This is a genomic window from Pseudodesulfovibrio senegalensis (assembly GCF_008830225.1).
Lineage (GTDB): Bacteria > Desulfobacterota > Desulfovibrionia > Desulfovibrionales > Desulfovibrionaceae > Pseudodesulfovibrio > Pseudodesulfovibrio senegalensis.
The window spans coordinates 24,476-43,299 of record NZ_WAIE01000004.1 but is presented as its reverse complement, the minus strand read 5'-3'; the positions used below and the strand labels follow the sequence as shown (position 1 = coordinate 43,299).

The 18,824-nt window shown below is 61.3% G+C and carries 18 protein-coding genes; 10 read left to right on the top strand and 8 right to left on the bottom strand.

Features of this window, described 5'->3' with window-relative positions; genetic code table 11:
* Position 1: 1 nt before the first annotated feature.
* From F8A88_RS10195 to dsrA, 7 genes are all read right to left on the bottom strand, one after another.
* Positions 2 to 661 (bottom strand): winged helix-turn-helix transcriptional regulator, encoded by a 660-nt coding sequence (locus F8A88_RS10195; RefSeq protein WP_241667419.1) that lies wholly within the window; start codon positions 659 to 661, stop codon positions 2 to 4.
* A gap of 332 nt (positions 662 to 993) precedes the next feature.
* Entirely contained in the window at positions 994 to 2,706 is a 1,713-nt protein-coding gene (locus F8A88_RS10190; RefSeq protein ID WP_151151057.1) for a long-chain-fatty-acid--CoA ligase, read from the bottom strand.
* Positions 2,707 to 3,076: 370 nt separating this feature from the next.
* Entirely contained in the window at positions 3,077 to 3,568 is a 492-nt protein-coding gene (locus F8A88_RS10185) for a peptidylprolyl isomerase (RefSeq protein ID WP_151151056.1), read from the bottom strand.
* Positions 3,569 to 3,666: 98 nt separating this feature from the next.
* On the bottom strand, positions 3,667 to 5,073 hold the full coding sequence (locus F8A88_RS10180; RefSeq protein ID WP_151151293.1) for a cobyrinic acid a,c-diamide synthase CobB: 1,407 nt from the start codon (positions 5,071 to 5,073) through the stop codon (positions 3,667 to 3,669).
* A 73-nt stretch (positions 5,074 to 5,146) separates the two neighbouring features.
* Entirely contained in the window at positions 5,147 to 5,392 is a 246-nt protein-coding gene (locus F8A88_RS10175) for a dissimilatory sulfite reductase D family protein (RefSeq protein WP_151151055.1), read from the bottom strand.
* Between the two features lie 66 nt (positions 5,393 to 5,458).
* A complete protein-coding gene (gene dsrB, locus F8A88_RS10170) occupies positions 5,459 to 6,604 on the bottom strand; it encodes a dissimilatory-type sulfite reductase subunit beta (RefSeq protein WP_151151054.1) in 1,146 nt (381 codons plus the stop codon).
* A 15-nt stretch (positions 6,605 to 6,619) separates the two neighbouring features.
* Positions 6,620 to 7,939 carry a dissimilatory-type sulfite reductase subunit alpha gene (dsrA, locus tag F8A88_RS10165; protein WP_151151053.1) on the bottom strand — a complete coding sequence of 440 codons (1,320 nt, stop codon included), beginning with the start codon at positions 7,937 to 7,939 and terminating at the stop codon, positions 6,620 to 6,622.
* Positions 7,940 to 8,305: 366 nt separating this feature from the next.
* Between dsrA and F8A88_RS10160 the strand changes: the two genes are divergently transcribed.
* The 10 genes from F8A88_RS10160 (at position 8,306) to F8A88_RS10115 (ending at position 18,122) form a co-directional block, all read left to right on the top strand.
* On the top strand, positions 8,306 to 8,986 hold the full coding sequence (locus tag F8A88_RS10160) for a YkgJ family cysteine cluster protein (RefSeq protein WP_151151052.1): 681 nt from the start codon (positions 8,306 to 8,308) through the stop codon (positions 8,984 to 8,986).
* A 7-nt stretch (positions 8,987 to 8,993) separates the two neighbouring features.
* Complete coding sequence (locus F8A88_RS10155; RefSeq protein ID WP_151151051.1) at positions 8,994 to 9,251, top strand: hypothetical protein; 258 nt, start codon at positions 8,994 to 8,996, stop codon at positions 9,249 to 9,251.
* Between the two features lie 102 nt (positions 9,252 to 9,353).
* The gene (locus F8A88_RS10150) at positions 9,354 to 9,878 is read left to right on the top strand and encodes a winged helix-turn-helix domain-containing protein (RefSeq protein ID WP_151151050.1); all 525 of its coding nucleotides are present in this window, start codon (positions 9,354 to 9,356) and stop codon (positions 9,876 to 9,878) included.
* Position 9,879: 1 nt separating this feature from the next.
* Positions 9,880 to 10,707: an ABC transporter permease gene (locus tag F8A88_RS10145; protein WP_151151049.1), complete on the top strand. Its 828-nt coding sequence runs from the start codon at positions 9,880 to 9,882 to the stop codon at positions 10,705 to 10,707.
* Position 10,708: 1 nt separating this feature from the next.
* Positions 10,709 to 11,992, top strand: a complete 1,284-nt coding sequence (locus tag F8A88_RS15910) for an ABC transporter ATP-binding protein (protein WP_206666404.1) — start codon at positions 10,709 to 10,711, stop codon at positions 11,990 to 11,992.
* Positions 11,989 to 13,089 (top strand): glycosyltransferase family 2 protein, encoded by a 1,101-nt coding sequence (locus F8A88_RS10135; RefSeq protein ID WP_151151048.1) that lies wholly within the window; start codon positions 11,989 to 11,991, stop codon positions 13,087 to 13,089. Before F8A88_RS15910 ends, F8A88_RS10135 begins: the two co-directional genes overlap by 4 nt.
* A complete protein-coding gene (locus tag F8A88_RS10130; protein ID WP_151151047.1) occupies positions 13,086 to 13,967 on the top strand; it encodes a glycosyltransferase family 2 protein in 882 nt (293 codons plus the stop codon). Before F8A88_RS10135 ends, F8A88_RS10130 begins: the two co-directional genes overlap by 4 nt.
* Positions 13,967 to 15,100: a glycosyltransferase gene (locus tag F8A88_RS10125; RefSeq protein ID WP_151151046.1), complete on the top strand. Its 1,134-nt coding sequence runs from the start codon at positions 13,967 to 13,969 to the stop codon at positions 15,098 to 15,100. Before F8A88_RS10130 ends, F8A88_RS10125 begins: the two co-directional genes overlap by 1 nt.
* Positions 15,088 to 17,010, top strand: a complete 1,923-nt coding sequence (gene asnB, locus F8A88_RS10120; protein ID WP_151151045.1) for an asparagine synthase (glutamine-hydrolyzing) — start codon at positions 15,088 to 15,090, stop codon at positions 17,008 to 17,010. The genes F8A88_RS10125 and asnB overlap by 13 nt, the downstream gene beginning before the upstream one ends.
* A complete protein-coding gene (locus F8A88_RS10115) occupies positions 17,007 to 18,122 on the top strand; it encodes a glycosyltransferase (protein ID WP_151151044.1) in 1,116 nt (371 codons plus the stop codon). Before asnB ends, F8A88_RS10115 begins: the two co-directional genes overlap by 4 nt.
* On the opposite strand, the gene F8A88_RS10110 is transcribed toward F8A88_RS10115, so the two are convergent.
* A complete protein-coding gene (locus F8A88_RS10110) occupies positions 18,111 to 18,737 on the bottom strand; it encodes a cysteine hydrolase family protein (protein ID WP_151151043.1) in 627 nt (208 codons plus the stop codon). The two genes, F8A88_RS10115 and F8A88_RS10110, sit on opposite strands and share 12 nt — an antisense overlap.
* Positions 18,738 to 18,824: the final 87 nt, after the last annotated feature.

Sequence of the window (18,824 nt, the reverse complement as noted above, 5' to 3'; positions counted from 1 at the left end):
CTCAAAATCTCACAATCTCGAATCCCCGCTTTGCGGCAACGGGTTCGAGCTGTTCATAGATTTCGTCCTGCCTGCCAAACGACGTAATGACGACGGCATCGCAGTCCACCTGTTCCAGCAAATGGGGCGCGGAAACGACATGCCCCAAAAACGTGGTCCCCTGTTTATCCCTGTTGTTGTCCATGACGAGCACCACCTGGAAGGATGACTCCTTGAGCGCGGAGAGCACCACCTCGCAGGTTTCGGACGCGCCGAACAATGCCAGCCGCGACATTCCCCGACGTTCGAGTTCCTCCAGACGCTCAAGAACAAAATCCTTGATGGTCGTATACAGACAGATGGTCTCCGAGGAATAATCGGAAAACATCCTGCGCCGCTGGCGTTCGCCGTCCACGGTGAGTTCATAGTGGTAGCTCTTGCCGTTCACGGGCAAAAACTCCACCAGCCCTTCGGCCTGCAGCTGCTTCAGGTATTGATTGATCATGGCGCCGGAAAGATTCAGCCGTTTTCCCAGTTCATACTGGGAAATGCCGGAATCCTGCGCCAAAGAATCCAGAATGGCCAGAACACGAGTGTTCTTGCTCGGCTTGAGGTAGGCCCCTTCCGAAATCAACCGCTGGATGACCTTGTTGGTCGTGTGCTCCATTTGTGTATTCAACATTCACTCGGTCAATGATTTGTCGGGACGCCCTTGGGCTCTTCCCGAATTGTCGTTTACAGTAGACTTGCCCACAAACCCTGTCAAATCCTGCAATCCTTCATGGCATCCGGCATTTTCGCCCTCAGGACGACATTTGCCGCACACAGAAAAATTCATCGGTCCATTGAATAATCGGTCTACCGAACAATTTTCTTTAGTGCCGACAGGGCAAAAATACCTACTCATGGAGCGTATTCAAAAAACGTACCTGAAAGATCTTCCTGCCCGGCACAAAAAACGCCCGCGCCGACAAAAACGGCACGGGCGTTATTTGTTCCTCGGCAGCCCGGGCATCAATCGTCTTTACGCTTCCTGCGCTCACGCCGTTTTTGCGCCTTTTCCACTTCCTCGTCGCGCAGGGCGCGGCGCAACACCTTGCCCACCATGGTCTTGGGCAGTTCCGTGCGGAACTCGACCTTGCGCGGCACCTTGTAGTTGGCGAGTTTTTCCCGACAGTAGGAAATGACGTCCGAACGGGTCAGCTCACGTCCCGGCTCCAGCACGATGTAGGCCTTGACTATTTCGCCGCGGCCTTCATGCGGAATGCCCACGGTAACCGCTTCCTTCACGTCCGGGTGCGCGTACAGCACTTCGTCGATCTCGCGCGGATAGATGTTGTAGCCCCCGGAGATGATCAGGTCCTTTTTGCGGTCCACGATGAAAAAATAACCGTCCTCGTCCATGTAGGCGATGTCACCGGTGTAGAGCCAGCCGTTGCGAAGCACGTCCGCGGTGGCGTCCGGGCGGTTGTAGTAGCCTTTCATGACCTGCGGGCCGCGGATGACCAGCTCGCCCATCTTGCCCATGGGCAGGGCCTCCCCGCCCACCACCATGTCCACGACCTTGGCGTCGGTATCCGGGAACGGCAGGCCGATGGACCCGAATTTGCGCTGGCCGCGGATGGGGTTGAGATGCGTCACGGGCGAAGCCTCTGTCAGGCCGAACCCTTCCAGCAGGGTGGCCCCGGTCACGGACTTGAACTTCTCGATGTACTCCACGGGCATGGGCGCGGAGCCGGACACACAGTAGTTGATGGAATCGAGATTGTATTTTTCCAGATTCTTCTGCTGCAAAAGCGAAATGTACACCGAGGGCGCGCCCGGAAAAACCGTGGGCCTGTGCTTGTGGATGCCCTTGAGCACGTCCTGGGGCACATAGCGCGGAAACGGTATCAGGGTGGAACCGATGGACGTGGGCCAGTTCACGCAGGTGGTCAGCCCATATATATGGAAATAGGGCAGCACGCCCAAAAAGGTCTGCGGTTCATGCTCCAGTTCATGAAGCATGGCCTGGCATTGCTGCACGTTGGCCGCGAGGTTGAAATGGGTGAGCATGCACCCCTTGGCAACGCCCGTGGTGCCCCCCGTGTACTGAAGCAGGGCCAGATCGTCCGCGTTCAGGGATTCGCAGGTGTAGGTATCCTTGCCCTTCATGAGCGGCTTGAAGGGATGCACGGTCTTGTTGTCGAAGGGAATGGCCGGACGGTTGCCCTCGCGCCACGTCTTGAGGCGGTAGAGCTGATTCAGGGGAAAGGCCAGCCCGTCGGCAATGGACGTGAAAAAATACTTTTCTATGGGCAATTCGGCGCGCAGTTTTTCCAGCCGCGGCCAAAGCAGGTCGATGGCAATGAGAAACCGCGCCTCGCAATCGTTGAAGTGATGCAGGATCTCGGTTTCCATATACAGGGGATTGGTCCAGACCACCACGCCACCGGCCCGCAGGCAGCCCCAATAGGCAATAAGGCCCTGGGGCGAGTTGGGCAACATGAGCGCCACACGGTCGCCCTTGCGCAATCCCGCCTTTTTGAGATTGGCGGCAAACACCTCGGTCAGGTGCTTGAGCTTGGCATAGCTGGCCGACCAGTTCTGAAAAATCACGGCCTTGCGCTTGGGCCATTTCTTGGCCGCGCGGTCCAGAAAACGGTGCATGGGCATGCGCTCGTAATCAATGGACGTGCTCACTTCGGGATCGTAGGACTTCAGCCAGGGACGATCAAGATTCTCCATTCCATCTTCCTTGCGTGATTTGGACCGCCAATGGCAGTCTGGCGCACGGTATATTACCCGGGTCCATGGGTCAATATCCGCCACATGACGTCACCATGCCGCCAAAAGGGCCTCCCCCTTTCCAATCCTGCGTTTTCCTTTCCCGGCTCTCCTCATAAGGCCACCGTCAGCCCCCTCCCACCCTGCTTCCGACACTTTCTGCCCCACCCGCAGCCCCACTACCAAACACGCCCGTGAATGATGCGATCATTCACAGGCAGACAAAAGGCTTTGGAGTGGGGAGCGCGCGGGGGAACCTTTTTCCCGGAAGATTCCCCCGCGCAAAAAAAAGGCCGCCCAAAGGCGGCCTCCAAATACTCGTTGGCAAAAACTAGATCACGGTAGCCTTGACGATGGAAACAGGCTCGGTGGGCACGTTCTCGTGAAAACCGAAGGTGCCGGTCTGCACGGCCTTGATCTTGTCCACAACGTCGAAACCTTCGACCACCTTGCCGAACACGGCATACCCCCAACCCTGCGGGGTCTCGGCCGTGTGGTTCAGGAAGCCGTTGTCCTGCACGTTGATGAAAAACTGGGCCGTGGCGGAATGGGGATCCATGGTGCGGGCCATGGCCACGGTGTACTTGTCGTTCTTGAGTCCGTTGTTGGCTTCGTTCTCGATGGGATCGCGAGTGGTCTTCTGGCTCATGTCGCTTTCCATGCCGCCGCCCTGGACCATGAATCCGTCGATGACGCGATGAAAAATGGTGCCGTCGTAAAAACCCTCTTCAACATATTGCAGGAAATTGGCAGCGGATTTCGGTGCCTTTTCCTCGTCCAGTTCCAGGACGATATCACCCATGCTGGTTTCAAGCTTGATCATGTAAGTCTCCTTGTACGTATATTTCCCTCAACGGGACCCCCAAGGCTCTACCAGAGGTTGTTGCGCGTGGCAACGGCATGCGCCGCAGCGTCCCCGGATCAGCAGCCACCGCCCGCCCTGAACCGTTCGGCAGCGCGAACAAATGCGGGCGCCCACCACGGCACGGCCAGGGCGTGCACATGGTTGTACCCGGCAAATGTATTCCGGAACACGGCCCCGTCCATGCAGCCATGCATGCCCGCGCCCCGCTCCATGCGCACCGCGAAATCCATGGATTCGGCGTTGTTCCTCACGCAGCGGGAATAATGAAATTCGTGTCCGCGATACGATTCGCCCGTGGGATGGAACAAATTGTCCTGCTCCACAACGGCGGTGGTGTAGCCCAGTCCCTGCGGCTTCGGGCAAAATGTGGTGGATACCGGAAAGACGCCGGCCATGGGATACATGTCGCCCTCGAACTCCAACTCGCGGCAGAGATACATGAACCCGCCGCATTCGGCGTATACGGGCATGCCGGACCGGCACATGGCCGCCACCTTTTCGCGCCGGGCACCATTGGCGGCCAACTGCGGAGCAAAAGTCTCGGGAAAGCCGCCGCCCAGATACAGGCCGTGCAGCTCGGGCCACGGTTTCTCGTCCAGCAGACTCAGGCGCACCAGCTCGGCCCCGGCGTGTTCAAGGGCCTCAAGGTTCTCCCGGTAATAGAACCACAGGGCCTGATCATGCACGTAGCCGATGCGCACGGTCTTTTCCCGCGCGGGTTCGGCCCACAGGGGTGAAGCGGTCGCCATTTCCGGGACCTGTTCGGCGATTGAGGTCAGCGCGTCAATGTCGAGCCATTCTTCGGCCATGTCCGCCACGGCATCCAGCGCATGGGCCTGCCCTTCATAGTGGCCCGCCTCGTATTCCTGATCGGACACAAGCCCCATGTGCCTCTCGGGGATGGGATTGGCCTTGAGCTTGGGCAGCATTCCCAGCACGGGAACATCCGTATGGGTTTCGATGCTCCGGCGCAGGATGCTGCGGTGCCGCTCGCCGGCAGTCCTGTTGCAGATGACCCCGGCCAGACGCAGTCCCGGCTCCAGCGAAACGCAACCCTGAACGATGGCGGCGATGGTACGGGTCATCTTGGTGCAATCCACGGCCAGCACAACGGGCGCATCCAACTGGCGGGCCAGTTCGGCCGTGGAACAGGAACCGGATTCGTCCATGCCGTCGAACAACCCGCGATTGCCTTCCACAAGGTTCAGTTGTGCGCATGCGGCGCGATGCTGAAACAGTGAGCGGATGCGCTCGGCATCCAGAAAATAGGGATCGAGGTTGGTGCAGGGCCGTCCCGATGCAAGGCCGAGCCAGTTGGCGTCGATGTAGTCAGGCCCTTTCTTGAAGGGCTGCACGATACGGCCGCCGCGCGTCCACGCCCGGGCAAGGCCCAGCGACACGATGGTTTTCCCGGTTCCGCCGGAAAGCCCGGCCACCACGATGCGGGGAAATTTCGACACGATGCGCAATCCTTGAAAAAGAAAAGCCTTGCCCGCAACGGGACAAGGCTTCAGACGTCAAATGCCGGATGAAATGCTATTCACCCTCGGCGGCAGCCTGCTTTCCAGCGCCAGCCAGGCCGTACATGGTCGTGCTGCCGGAAGACCAGAACACGATCTTTTCTTCGTTGACCAGAGCGGTCAAAATCTTCTTGACTTCGCGGGCTTTCGCATCCGGAAAGAGCTTGGTGAAGTCGTTGAAGTAGAATTTGGACTTGGATTTGGACTTGCTTTCGCAGAAATCCAGAATTTCTTTTTTCGCCTGTTCTACATCGAGAGGCATATCTGACTCCTTCTCGTTGAAAATGGGGTGCGGCACAATCGCCGCACCCCAATAATTACTCGTCTTCTACCACTTGAACTGAGTGGTCTGACGCCAGGTGTAGTAGGCGGGATCGCGGAAGTCGTCGATCAGGTGTTCGGTGAACTCGAGATCACACACTTCGAAGAAGCGTTCCCAACCGATACGTGCGGCCCAGTCACCCAGACGTTCGTACTTGTTGGCACCTTCGGAGTACGCATTCAGGATGCGGGTGATGACATCGGTCATCTCGGGCCAACGGGGCGGGTTGTTCGGGATGAACGGAACCACGACCTTGGAGAACGCGGGCTTGGTGATGCGGTTGGAAACCTTACCACCAACCATCAGGGCGATACCGTCGCCTTCCTTGTCTGCCAGGGGCAGGGAGGGGCACATGGTATAGCAGTTGCCGCAGAACATGCAGCGTTCTTCCTTGATGGCGACGGTCTTGTAGGTCTCACCGTCGATTTCAACCTTGGACGGGCGAACGGCGCCGGTGGGGCATGCAGCCACGGCCAGCGGGATTTCGCACAGGTTGTCCAGGTACTTGTGGTCGATGATGGGCGGCTTGCGGTGGATACCGAGGATAGCGATATCAGAGCAGTGAACCGCGCCACACATATTCAGGCAGCAGGCCATGGAGATGCGCACCGGGGCGGGCAGCTTCATGTCGGTGAACTGATCGAACACGGCGTCCATGGTAGCCTTGACGGTACCGGAAGCGTCGGTAGCCGGGGTGTGGCAGTGAACCCAACCCTGGGTGTGGACGATGTTGGTAACGCCGGCACCGGTGCCGCCGACCGGGAACTTGATGGAACCGCCGGAGAACTTCTGGCCGTTGAGGAACTTTTTCAGTTCCAGAGCCTTGGCCTCGTCCTCGAGCATGAACTCGATGTTGTTACGAGTGGTGAAGCGCAGGTAGCCTCCGCACCATTCGTCTGCGATGTCGCAGATTTCACGGATGTGCGTGACCGTCATCAGACGGGCAGTACCGCAACGGACGGTGTACACGGCGTCGCCGGACTCGGCAACGTGCTTGAGCACGCCCGCTTCCAGGATTTCGTGGTAAAGCCATTTACCGAAGTTCTTCTTGATAACCGGCTGGAGGAACTCGGTGAAGTGCTGAGGCCCGATGTCCGTGATCCGGTTTTCCATCGGTTTTTCGGGATTGTATCCAGAAGAGATAAAAGCCATATCAGTTTCCCCCTTTTAGCGCTGGTGGCGTTTGCGGAAGTCGTCGATGCTGCGTTCCCAACCGCCTTCAACCTCTTCCGCTTTCCAGAAGATGTAGGGGTTGTGACGCGGTTCCTGAACCTGACGTGCGTCGATGGGCACGCCTGCGGCCCGCACCAGGGCGCCAAAGCCGAGGCGCTTCATGGTTTCACCGACACGCTCACGGTTCTTGCCTTCTTCCATCCACCAGTCCCAAACGCCTTCGATGACGTCCTTGATGGCCTGGTAGTCGTCGTCCTTGTTCACTTCGATGAACGGAACGAGCAGGGAACCCATCTGCGGGCCGTCGAGGATCGGGGCCTTTGCGCCACAGAGGATGGAACAACCGGTGTCTTCACCGATGCGCAGGGCGCGCGGCATGGTGTTGATGCAGTGCATGCAACGGACGCATTCCTTGTCGTTGATGGACAGCTTGCCACCTTCGTAGGAGATTGCGTTGGAGGGGCACAGGTCCACGACTTCCTTGACGATGTCGAACTTGCCCCAGTCGCGACCGGCGTGTGCGCCGGCGTTGGGAGCGATTTCGCCACCCACGTAGGCAGCCACGGCTTCCTGGTCAACGCGGATGTTGTCGCGCCAGGTACCGAGGAAGGAAAGGTCGGAACGGGCGATAGCGGCCACGCAACCGTTCGGGCAAGCGTCGAATTTAAACTTGAACTTGTACGGGAATGCGGGACGGTGCAGTTCGTCCTGATATTCCTGAGTCAGGTTGTAGCACAGTTCCTGAGAGTCGTAACAGGCGTATTCGCAGCGGGACATGCCCATGCAAGCAGCCGGGGTACGCAGGTTGGAACCGGAACCACCGAGGTCGTTGTTCAGGTTGTGGGTCAGTTCGAAGAAGATTTCTTCGAGCTGCGGGGTCTGGGTGCCGAGCAAAACGATGTCGCCGGTGGCGCCATGCATGTTGGTCAGACCAGAGCCACGGAGATCCCACAGGTCGCAAACGTCGCGCAGGAACTTCGTGGTGTAGAACTTACCGGAAGGCTGTGCCACACGAATGGTGTGGAAGTGAGCCACGCCGGGGAACTGTTCGGGCTGGTCACAGTAACGACCGATAACGCCGCCGCCGTAACCGAACACGCCGACGATGCCGCCGTGCTTCCAGTGAGTTTCACCATCATTGTAGGACAATTCCAGCACGCCGAGAAGATCTTCCGGGCAGTCAGCGGGAATCTGGTAATCCAGACCTTTCTCGTTCTTGGCGCGAGATTCGGCCTCCTGTTTGATGTCGGACACAAAGCTGGGCCACGGGCCGCTTTCCAGCTGGTCCAACAGAGGAGTTTTGTGTTTCGCCATTCCCTTAACCTCCATTGTTTGATTAAGATGTTGCCATCAACCGGTATCCGCCCGGTGAAATCAGACCCCAAACAGGGCCGGCCTTTCCCGGACGCCTTTCCTCCAAACGTAAATAAGTCACGAATACGGGAATTTACCCCTCATATTCGTTAGTTACGCAGGGTGCCCAATGTAATGGACAATGCTCAAACATGTCAACCCCCAAAACCCCGGGAAACCCCTCAGTTCAAAGGGGGATTCCCGCCACGCCCGCAACCGTGGGGGGCTTGCTTTTGGGGCCCATGCAGAGTATCTCAGCCCTGTTCCGAGCTCACGGAGCCCGGATAGTTATCCGATACCCCAAAACAGGTACCCTATCAAGCCCACATGAAGAAAACGATACCGGAACAAGAACAATCCTGTACCTGCTGCGGCGACTGCTGTCGCAGCGGCGGCCCTTCCCTGCATGTGGAAGATCTGGAAATCATACGCTCTGGCGTTGGCCCGGGTCTTGAGCACATGGTCACCATCCGCAGCGGCGAGTACGCCTACGACCAGCTTCGCAACCGCTTCGCGCCCATTGACGGCGAATTCGTCAAGCTCAAGGGCACAGGCGGCTCGTGGACCTGCATCTTCTTCAGCGAACAGGCCGGACACTGTACCATATATGAACACCGGCCAGCGGAATGCCGTGCGCTGGACTGCCACGATCTCACCGCGCTGGAAGAAGTCCACGCCCACGAGCACGTCACCCGCAGGCACCTGATCCCCGAGGGGCACCCCCTGCTGGAACTGATCGACGAGCACGACCGGCAATGTCCGCCCAGACGGCTGGCGGAACTGGCCACCCCGGCGGCAACGGGCGACGACGAGGCCGCCGCGGAACTGGAAACCATGGTCCGCTACGACGATGAGATGCGCAAGCTGATCCCGGAGCGCAGCGGCATGGACGCCGGGGCCATGGACTTCATTCTCGGCCGTCCGGCCCGCGCCCTGCTGCGCCAGTTCGCCACGGCCGTGACCATTGAAAAAAACGGACGCCTGGCGTTCCGCAAAATATCCAAGTGAGGCAAGCATGAAGGACGAACGCGGCATCTATTACACTCCGTCCCTGCAGGACCCGGAAACCCGCATGTATGTGCGCGACAACAACGGCGCCGTGGAATTCCGGCTCTGGAATCCCATACACCCGGAAACATGGGAAAAACACCAGTGGCTGCCCTACGAGGTCATTGAAATGGCCGCGGCCAAGTACCGGGAACGCGGCACGGACCGCAACCCGCTGGCCCTCTACGATCTCGACATAGCCAAGAAACTGCTGTCCGAGGGCTAGAGCTCCCGGCACATGGCTTCCGCTTTTCCGGGCCGGTGCGTATTCGCATCGGCCCTTTTGCACACATTGACACTTCGTTCAGTTTTTTTGTACGAAACCACCATGCTGACCCAACTATTCACCTCCAAGACACGCATCAAGCTGCTCATGAAGCTGTTCCTGAACCCGCAGGTTTCCTGCTACCTGCGGGAGCTGGCTTCGGAATTCAAGGTCTCGCCCAACGCCATCAAGGGCGAACTGGACAGCCTGAGCAACGCCGGATACCTCGAAAAGGAACAAAGCGGACGCTCCATCTATTTCCGGGCCAACACCAATCATCCGTTTTTCCCGGAAATCAGCTCCATGGTGCGCAAGACCCTGGGCATCGACAGGCTGGTGGACGAAATCATGATTTCGCTGGGTCGGGTCGAGGCGGTCTACATTCTGGACGATTACGCACAGGGCCGGGATTCCGGCATCATCGACCTGCTGGTGGTGGGCGACATCGACCGCGAGCGGCTGGAAAACCTGCGTCGCATCACCGAAAAAAAGATCAACCGCAAGATACGCACCATGACCCTGAGCGCGGACGAGTTCGAGCAGGACAGGAACATATTCGACAACCGCCCCACATGGAAGGTGGTCTGACATGGACTGCCGCCACGAAACCGTGATCCGCGCCGGACAGGGCGCACGCCACTACTGGCAGGACATGCTGCGCTACCGCGAGCTGTTTTTCTTTCTGGCCTGGCGCGACCTGCTGGTGCGCTACAAGCAGACCGCCATCGGCATTGCCTGGGCCGTGCTGCGCCCCGTGCTGGCAATGATGGTTTTCAGCGTGGTCTTCGGCCGGCTGGCCGGGCTGCCCAGCGACGGAAACACGCCCTATCCCATCATGGTCTTCGCGGCCATGCTGCCGTGGCAGTTCTTTGCCTCGGGCCTGTCCGACGCGGGCAACAGCCTCGTCAGCAACGCGCCCATGGTCTCCAAGGTCTGGTTCCCGCGCATGCTGCTGCCCGCATCATCCATTCTGGTCAACGCGGCGGACATGATTCTTTCGCTCATGGTGCTGGCCCTGCTCATGCTGGGCTACGGGTTCGCGCCCTCGTGGCGCATGCTGCTGCTGCCCGCGCTGGTCCTGCCCGCGGCCGTGACCACTTTGGGCGCGGGACTGGCATTGTGCGCCCTGAACGTGACCTACCGCGACTTCCGCTACATCGTGCCCTTTATCATCCAGCTGGGCATGTATGTCTCGCCCGTGGGCTTTTCCAGCGCGGTGGTGCCGCAGGCGTGGCGCGCCGCCTATTACCTGAATCCCATGGCCGGAGTCATCGACGGGTTCCGCTGGGCCATTCTGGGCACGGACCTGCCGTACCTGCCGGGCCTGATCATCTCCGCGGCCGTGTCCCTTGCCCTGCTGTTCACGGGGCTGCGCATCTTCCGGCGCATGGAAGCAACATTTGCGGACACCATCTGACATGACAGCCATCCTGAAAACCGAAAATCTCGGCAAGCAGTACAGCATTGCCCGCAACAAGGGACGCAGCGCGGCCTTCGGCTACGTTGCCCTGCGCGACGAACTGGCCCGCATGGCGCGCACCGGGTTCGGGCTGTGGGGCGACCGCCGCCCGAAAAACGAGCCGTTCTGGGCCCTGCGGGACGTGAACCTGCGCATCGAGCCGGGGCAGCGCGTGGGCATCGTGGGCCGCAACGGGGCCGGAAAATCCACCCTGCTCAAGCTCATCTCGCGCATCACCGCGCCGACCACGGGCAGCATCCGGCTGCGGGGCCGGGTTTCCAGCCTGCTGGAGGTGGGCACCGGGTTCCACCCGGAACTCACGGGCCGGGAAAACATCTTTCTCAACGGTGCGGTGCTGGGCATGACCCGCAGGGAAATCCGCCGCAACTTCGACGAAATCGTGGACTTTGCCGAAGTGGAGACTTTTCTGGACACCCCGGTCAAGCGCTACTCGTCCGGCATGCATGTGCGGCTGGCCTTTGCCGTGGCCGCGCATCTGGAGCCGGAAATCCTGTTGGTGGACGAGGTCCTGGCCGTGGGCGACCTGCGCTTTCAGAAAAAATGCCTCGGCAAGATGGAGCAGGTGGGTGGCGAGGGCCGCACCGTGATCATCGTCTCGCACAACATGGGCATCATCGACCGGCTCTGCGACCGGGGCATCGTGCTGGATGGGGGCCGGGTCGCGCTGGACGCCAGCGCCACCGAGGCCGTGGCCGCATATCACGAAATGGGCGGGACCTGTGCCGGGGAAATACTGCATCTTTCCGACAACCCCGGCCATCCGGTCATCACCGGGGTGCGCTTCATGGGCCAAACGCCGGATTCGCCCGTGCAGTGCGGCGCGCCCATGAACGTGCTGCTGGATTACGCGGTGCTATCGCCAGCCCACCAATCCGTCGAGCTGCCCCATTTGCAGGCCAGCATGGCCATCCGCTCGCCGTCCGGGGAACTCAAGACCGCGTGCTGCTCCATGCAGCAGCCCCATTTCGGCCCGGTCCCGGCTGCGGGTACCCTGTGCTGCCGCGTGGAAAAAAGTCCGGTCATGCCCGGCGAATACACGGTGCAGATCAACCTGAACCACAACGGGCTGGCCTGCTCGCGGCTCATCAACCAGCCTCTGCACGTGCACGGCGGCGACTATTTCGGGCACGGCTTCGAGCCTGTGGAACACCGCGACGGCATTTACATGACCCATCGCTGGGGCCTGCACGACCCTTCCGGGGGCAATGGAGCACCCCGATGAGTGCGCCGCTGGCCGTATTGCTGCCGGTCCACAACACGGGCGAATACCTGCAACAGGCCTTGGAATCCGTGCTCAACCAGACGTTCACGGATTTCACTCTGCTGCTCATGGACGACGGGTCCACGGACGCCGAGACCCTGCGCATCATGGCCGGATACGAACAGACCCCGCGCGTGCGCATCCTGCGCAACAGGACCAACAAGGGGCTGGCCGCCACCCTGAACATCGGGCTGGACGCGGCCCTTGCCGACCCGTCCTGCAAATTTGTGGCGCGCATGGACGCGGACGACATCTGCCACCCGGAACGCTTTGCCAGACAGGTGGCCCATCTGCAGGAACAGCCGCATATCGGGCTGCTGGGCACGCAATGCCTGCGCTTCGGCGAAGAACACGAGACCGACTTCGAGCACTGGCCCACAACGCCCGAAGCCTGCGCGGCCCGGCTGCTGTTTCACGTTTCCTTTTCCCACCCGGCCACCATGTTCCGGGCCTCGGTGCTGCGCGACACCTCAATCCGCTTTGACGAATCCCTGCCCTACACCGAGGACTATGACCTGTGGCTGCGCCTGCAACTGGACCACGATATTCCCGGCACCAACCTCGGCGAACCATTGCTACGCTACCGCATGAACCCCATGGGCATGAGCCGCCAGACCGCCGAGCGCGGCCGCAAACTGGCGGACAACGTGCGCGCGCGGGTGCTCAAACGGCTCGGGCTGCAAGCCACACCGCAGGAACTGCACCTGCACAACGCCATTGCGCGCGGCGATCTTGAAAAAACGCGGAATTTCGTATGGCAGACCGCCCATTGGCTGCGCCGCCTGCACCAGACCAATGAAACGACCCGAATCTTCGATCCTGCCGCTCTGGCCGGGGAACTGGACCTGCGGTTCATGAACGTCTGCGAGCATGCGGCCGTGCTCGGGCAGGCCGTCTGGCGGCAATGGCGCAGGACTGCTTTTTCCCCGAAACGCGGCCACTGGCGGCTGCTGGCCAAATGCCTGCTGCACTGGGACAATGACCGCGCCAGCGAGCGCGGCCTGCGCAAACGCATCAAGGACGCGCTGCGAAGCCTGAACGCCGGGGGCAGGCCATGACCGCACCCAGCACGACCGGACCGGAATCCACCATACTGATCAAGACCTTTGAGCGGCCTTGGGCCGTGCGCCGCTGCCTTGCCTCGCTGGCGGCCACGGGCTGGACAGGTCCGGTCATGGTGCTGGACGACAGCCGCACCTCCTGCCGGAAAGTTACCGACAAGCTTGCGCTGCCCTTTGAACTGCGCCTCGTGGAAACCGAATACAACATCGGCACCTCCGCAGGACGCAACCGTTTGCTGGAATTGACAGACACGCCCTACTTCTTTCTGTTTGACGACGATTTCGTATGCACGCCGGAACTGTTCCGGCCCGCGTTCATGCTGCAAGTCCTCACGGAGCACAAACTGGACATCCTGGCCGGGCGGGTGGTGGACCGCATTGATCCGTTCTGGGCGTTTGTCGATGCCTACGGCCGCAAGAACATTCTGCGCGGATTGTTCTCCTCCGGCTTTGCGGACACGGCGCGCACGTTGATGCGCCGCAAAAAGGAACGCATCTTTTTCGGCAATTTCCGGGAACGCGACAAGACCATGCATGTGGACTTTTTCGAACCGGAAACATCACTGGTGCGTTGCGATCTCGTCTGCAATTTCTTTGTGGCGAAAACAGAGTCGGTACAGGGCATGAATGGATGGGACAAAGACCTGACGCCATATGAACACAACGACTTTTTCCTGCGCGCCAAAAAGGCCGGGCTTCAGGTGGCGGCAACGCGTGAAGCCGGCATACTGCACCGACGCCACCCCAGCCTCACACAGATACTTGCCAACCCGTTCTCCCATGCCCGCTACCGGGCAAACCGCTATGTAGACCTTGGCGAAATCAGGCAACGCTACCTGTCCAAATTCGGCCTGCGCGACTGGGAGAACTTCTGATGTCCGCGGACCGGAACAAGAACAAGTCATCCCTGCGCGTGGCACTGGTCATCTCCACCCTCGGGCCGGGCGGGGCCGAACACGTCATGACCCGGCTGGCCAACCATCTGGCCACACGCGCTCATCATGTGGATCTCATCACCCTTGATTCCCCGGACAACCCGCCCCACTATGCCCTGAACCCGGCAGTCCATTTGCGGCGCCTGGATTGCATCAGTCCGAGCCTCGGCCTTGCCGCAGCGATTTGCGCAAATATCAATCGGATCCGCATCCTGCACCGGACCTTTTCACGCCTTGATCCGGACGTGGTCCTCTCCTTCCTGACCGCCACCAACGTGCTGGCCCTGCTGGCCGCCTGCGGGACACGGGTTCCGGTGGTGGTGGCGGAACGTGCGTCGCTGGCCGGGGAGATTCCGGGCCGCATACACCGCACACTGCGCAGGCTGACCTATCCCCACGCGCGGGCCGTGGTGGTGCAGACACCGGAAGAACAGCGAATCCTGCACGACATGCTGCCGAAAACACGGGCCGACAGCGCGGTCATTCCCAACCCGGTGGCGCGTTCCCAACGCACGGTCTCGGGCAGAGGACTGGTCTTCGTGGGCCGCTTTTCCCAAGAGAAGCGCCCCATGGACGTGCTGGAAGCCTTTGCCCTTGCCCGCGAACACCTGCGCGGCCGCACCCTGACCATGGTGGGCGACGGCCCTTTGCGCGCGGACGTGCAGGCGCGTGCGCAGGCGCTGGGCCTCTCGCAACACGTACATTTCACGGGCGTGGTGCCCGATGCCGGGGAACACCTCGCGCATGGCGACATATTCGTGCTGGCCTCGGCCCACGAAGGCTTTCCCAACGCCCTGTGCGAGGCCATGGCCCATGGTCTGGCCTGCGTCGCCAGCAACGGCCCGGGCGGGTGCGCGCACATCGTGCAGCATGAACGCAACGGCCTGCTGGTTCCGGTTAAAGACGTGCGGGCCATGGCGGATGCCATGATCCAACTGGCACAAGACGAATCCTTGCGAACCCGGCTGGGAACGGAAGCCGTGCGCGTCTGCCAGACCTTTGAGGAAGGCGCGGTGCTGGACCAATGGGAAGAACTGCTCTTGCACGCCGGAGGCCGACCATGTGCGGCATAGCCGGATTCGCGCCCCTTTGCCCGGGAACCGGGGAACGCAACCGACAGGACATGCAAGCCATCTGCCGGGCCATGACCGACCCCCTGCGCCACCGGGGACCGGACGGGTCCGGGATATGGACGGATGAACGCTTTGGCGTGGCCTTCGGCCACCGCCGCCTGTCCATTCTCGATCTCTCGCCGTCGGGCGCGCAGCCCATGGAATCGGCCTGCAAGCGCTTCGTGCTGACCTATAACGGCGAAATCTACAATCACCCGGACCTGCGGCGCGAGTTGGAATCGCTGGGCCACGCATTCCGCGGGACCTCGGACACGGAAACCCTGCTGGCCGCCATAGCCGAATGGGGGCTGGAGGCCGTCCTCAAACGCGCCATCGGCATGTTTGCGCTGGCCCTGTGGGACCGCGAGAACCACACCCTGCAACTGGCGCGGGACCGTATGGGCATCAAGCCCCTGTTCTATGCCCGCACCCGCAACAGCCTGCTCTTCGCCTCCGAACTCAAGGGACTGCGCCCGCACCCGGAATTTTCCCCGCGCCTGAACCGCAACGCCCTGTCCCTGTTCTTCCGGCACAACTACATTCCCGCACCCCATTGCATCTATGAAGGCGCGCGCAAGCTGGAACCCGGCCACATCCTGACGCTGGACAGCAACGGAACGCACGACCACTGCTGGTGGAGCGCGGCAAGCGCATGGGAAAAAGGATTGGCCGCGCCGTTTTCCGGCAGCGCGGACGAGGCCGCCGAGCACCTGCACCGCCTGCTTTCGGACGCGGTACGGCTGCGCATGATCTCGGATGTTCCGCTGGGCGCGTTTCTTTCCGGAGGCATTGACTCCTCCACCGTGGCCGCGCTCATGCAGGCCCAAAGCTCCAATCCGGTGCGCACCTTTTCCATCGGGTTCGACGAGCCGGAATACGACGAATCACCCATGGCCCGCGCCATCGCACAGCATCTGGGCACGGACCACACCGAACTGCGGGTCACGCCACGGGAAATGGCCGAGGTCATCCCCTCGCTGCCCGAATACTGGGACGAACCGTTCGCGGATTCCTCGCAGGTGCCCAGCCTGTGCCTTGCGCGGCTCACGCGCCAGCATGTGACCGTGGCCCTTTCCGGCGACGGCGGGGACGAGCTGTTCATGGGCTATGCGCGCTACGCGCTGGCCCTGCGCGCATGGAAGCTGCTGGGCTGCCTGCCGCTGCCCGTGCGCCGGGCCATATCCCGGACGGGCAAGGCCGTGCCCAACCGCGTCATGGGGCTGCTCGGGCCGCTGGCATCGAAAATCCACTGGCGGCTGGACGCGCTGGCCCTGCCCGACTTCCAAGCCTTTTACCGCCATGCGCTCTCGCACCAGAAACACCCGGCGGACTTCGTGCACGGCGCAACCGAGCCGGACACGCCGTTTACGCACGACTATGGAAAACTCACGCGCCACAAGGGCGCGCTCATGACGCTCATGGACACCCGCGCCTACCTGCCGGACGACATCCTGACCAAGGTGGACCGTGCCACCATGGCTGCAAGCCTTGAAGCGCGCGTGCCCCTGCTGGACCACCGGGTGGTGGAGTTTGCGGCCTCGCTGCCTGCGGACATGAAGCTCGGACCGGATGGACGGGCCAAGCTGCCCCTGCGTGCGGTATTGGCGAGACATGTGCCCCCGGCTCTGTTCGAACGACCCAAGATGGGATTCAGCATTCCGCTGGAGCACTGGCTGCGCACGGATCTGCGCGACTGGTGCGAATCACTGCTCGACCCGAAAATCATTCGTGGACAAGGGTACGTGGACGTGGATATGGTCGCGCGCATGTGGCGAAACTACAAAAACGGGCAGGGAAACTGGAGCACCTACATCTGGGATACGCTCATGTTCCAGGCCTGGCTGGACCGCCACCAAAAGGACCTTTCGTGAACACCCCCATGCGCATTCTCTTTTTGGTGCGCTCCTTGGACCCCGGCGGGGCCGAGGCGCAGCTGGTGACGCTGGCCAACGGTCTTGCAGCACGCGGACATGCCGTTGCCGTTGCCGTGTTCTATGGAGGCGGCGCACTGGAGGAACGCCTGCACGGCGTGCATTGCTTCGACCTCCAAAAAAAGAGCCGCGCGGACATGGCCGGGTTTTCCTTTCGACTCGTCCGCTGCATCCGCAGATTCCGGCCGCAGATCATGCACGGCTATCTGGGCACGGCCAATCTGTTCACCTCGCTCATGCGCCCCCTGTTCCCGACAATGAAAACCGTATGGGGATTGCGCACCTCGGACATGCAGCAAGAGGGGCGCGGACCCGTGGCCGCGCTGCATGCATGCGTGGAACGCGGGCTCTGCCGCACCCCGCACATGATCATCGCCAATTCATATGAAGGCATGAAACAGGCCTTTGCCGCCGGATATCCCGCAGACAGGCTGCACGTAATTCCCAACGGCATCGACATGAAACGCTTTCGTCCGGACCCGGAAGCCGGACTGCGCGCCCGCGCCCGCTGGGGGCTGTCACCGGACCATGTCGGTCCGGTCATCGGCATGGCCGCGCGCATCGTCCCGATCAAGGACCACGCCACGTTCCTGCGCGCCGCCTCACTGCTGGTGCGCACGCACCCGGACTGCACATTCGTGTGCATGGGCAGGGGCACACTGGCCGCGCGCCAGCCGCTCTTGAACATGACCCGGCAACTGGGACTGGAAAAACACGTGATCTGGCGGGATCAGGAAACCATGCCCGAAGCCTTCAACGGGCTGGACGTCTTCTGCCTCAGCTCCCTGCAAGGCGAAGGATTTCCCAATGTGCTGGGCGAGGCCATGGCTTGCGACGTGCCCTGCGTGGCCACGAATTCCGGGGACAGCGCACGCGTGCTCGGCAACACCGGAACGGTCACCGAGCCGGGCCGAGGCCAGGCGCTCGCCGATGCGCTGATCACGGCACTGGACGCACCGCCCACGGGAATGCGCAGGCACATGCTCAAGAATTTCAGCGCACAACGAATGGTGCGCCGCAGCGAAAAAACGCTGGCAAGCCTACTGGAATAACCCGCCCGATCCGGCCACACGCACACACACGCGCCCGAGGTCCACGCAATCCTTTTCCGTGATGCCCGCAATGCAGTCGCGCACCGCAAGCACACGATAATCCAGCGCGGCCGCGTCATAGATGGTGGCGTGGATGCAGTTGGGATACCATGTGCCGGCCACGGCCACGCTGCCCACCCCCAAATCCTGCAACAGACCGTGCAGCCGGGTTCCGAAAAACGCGCTCCAGCGCGGCTTGTACAAAAGAAACTCTCGCTCACCCAGCGGCTGGGGACGCCCGGCCAGCAGCAATTCCTCATCCTGCCTTGCGCCTCGCGGCAACAGGCCCTCGGCCACGCTCGCGCCCCATGTGCCCGGCACCACAAGCCGCTCGCCCGCTGCCAGCCGCTCCCTGCGGCACAGGTCCGCATTGGAGCCGTCCTGTTCATACAGCCGCACCACATGAACCACGGGCAGACCGCGTTCGCGAAAGCGGTTTGCCAACGCCACCAGGTCCGGGAGCATGGCCTCGGCCCCCTGCGTGACCATGCTCCCCTCCGGGCGCACGAAATCATTCTGCATATCCACGATAACCAACGCGCAGGCACCCATGTCCGGCTCGGTCAATTCCTTCATCGTCACATGCTCCTTGTGCGGTCTGCGACAGCCTGCCGCCGGGTTCCCGCATTATCCACACAGCAAACCCTCAACAAACCCTGAACA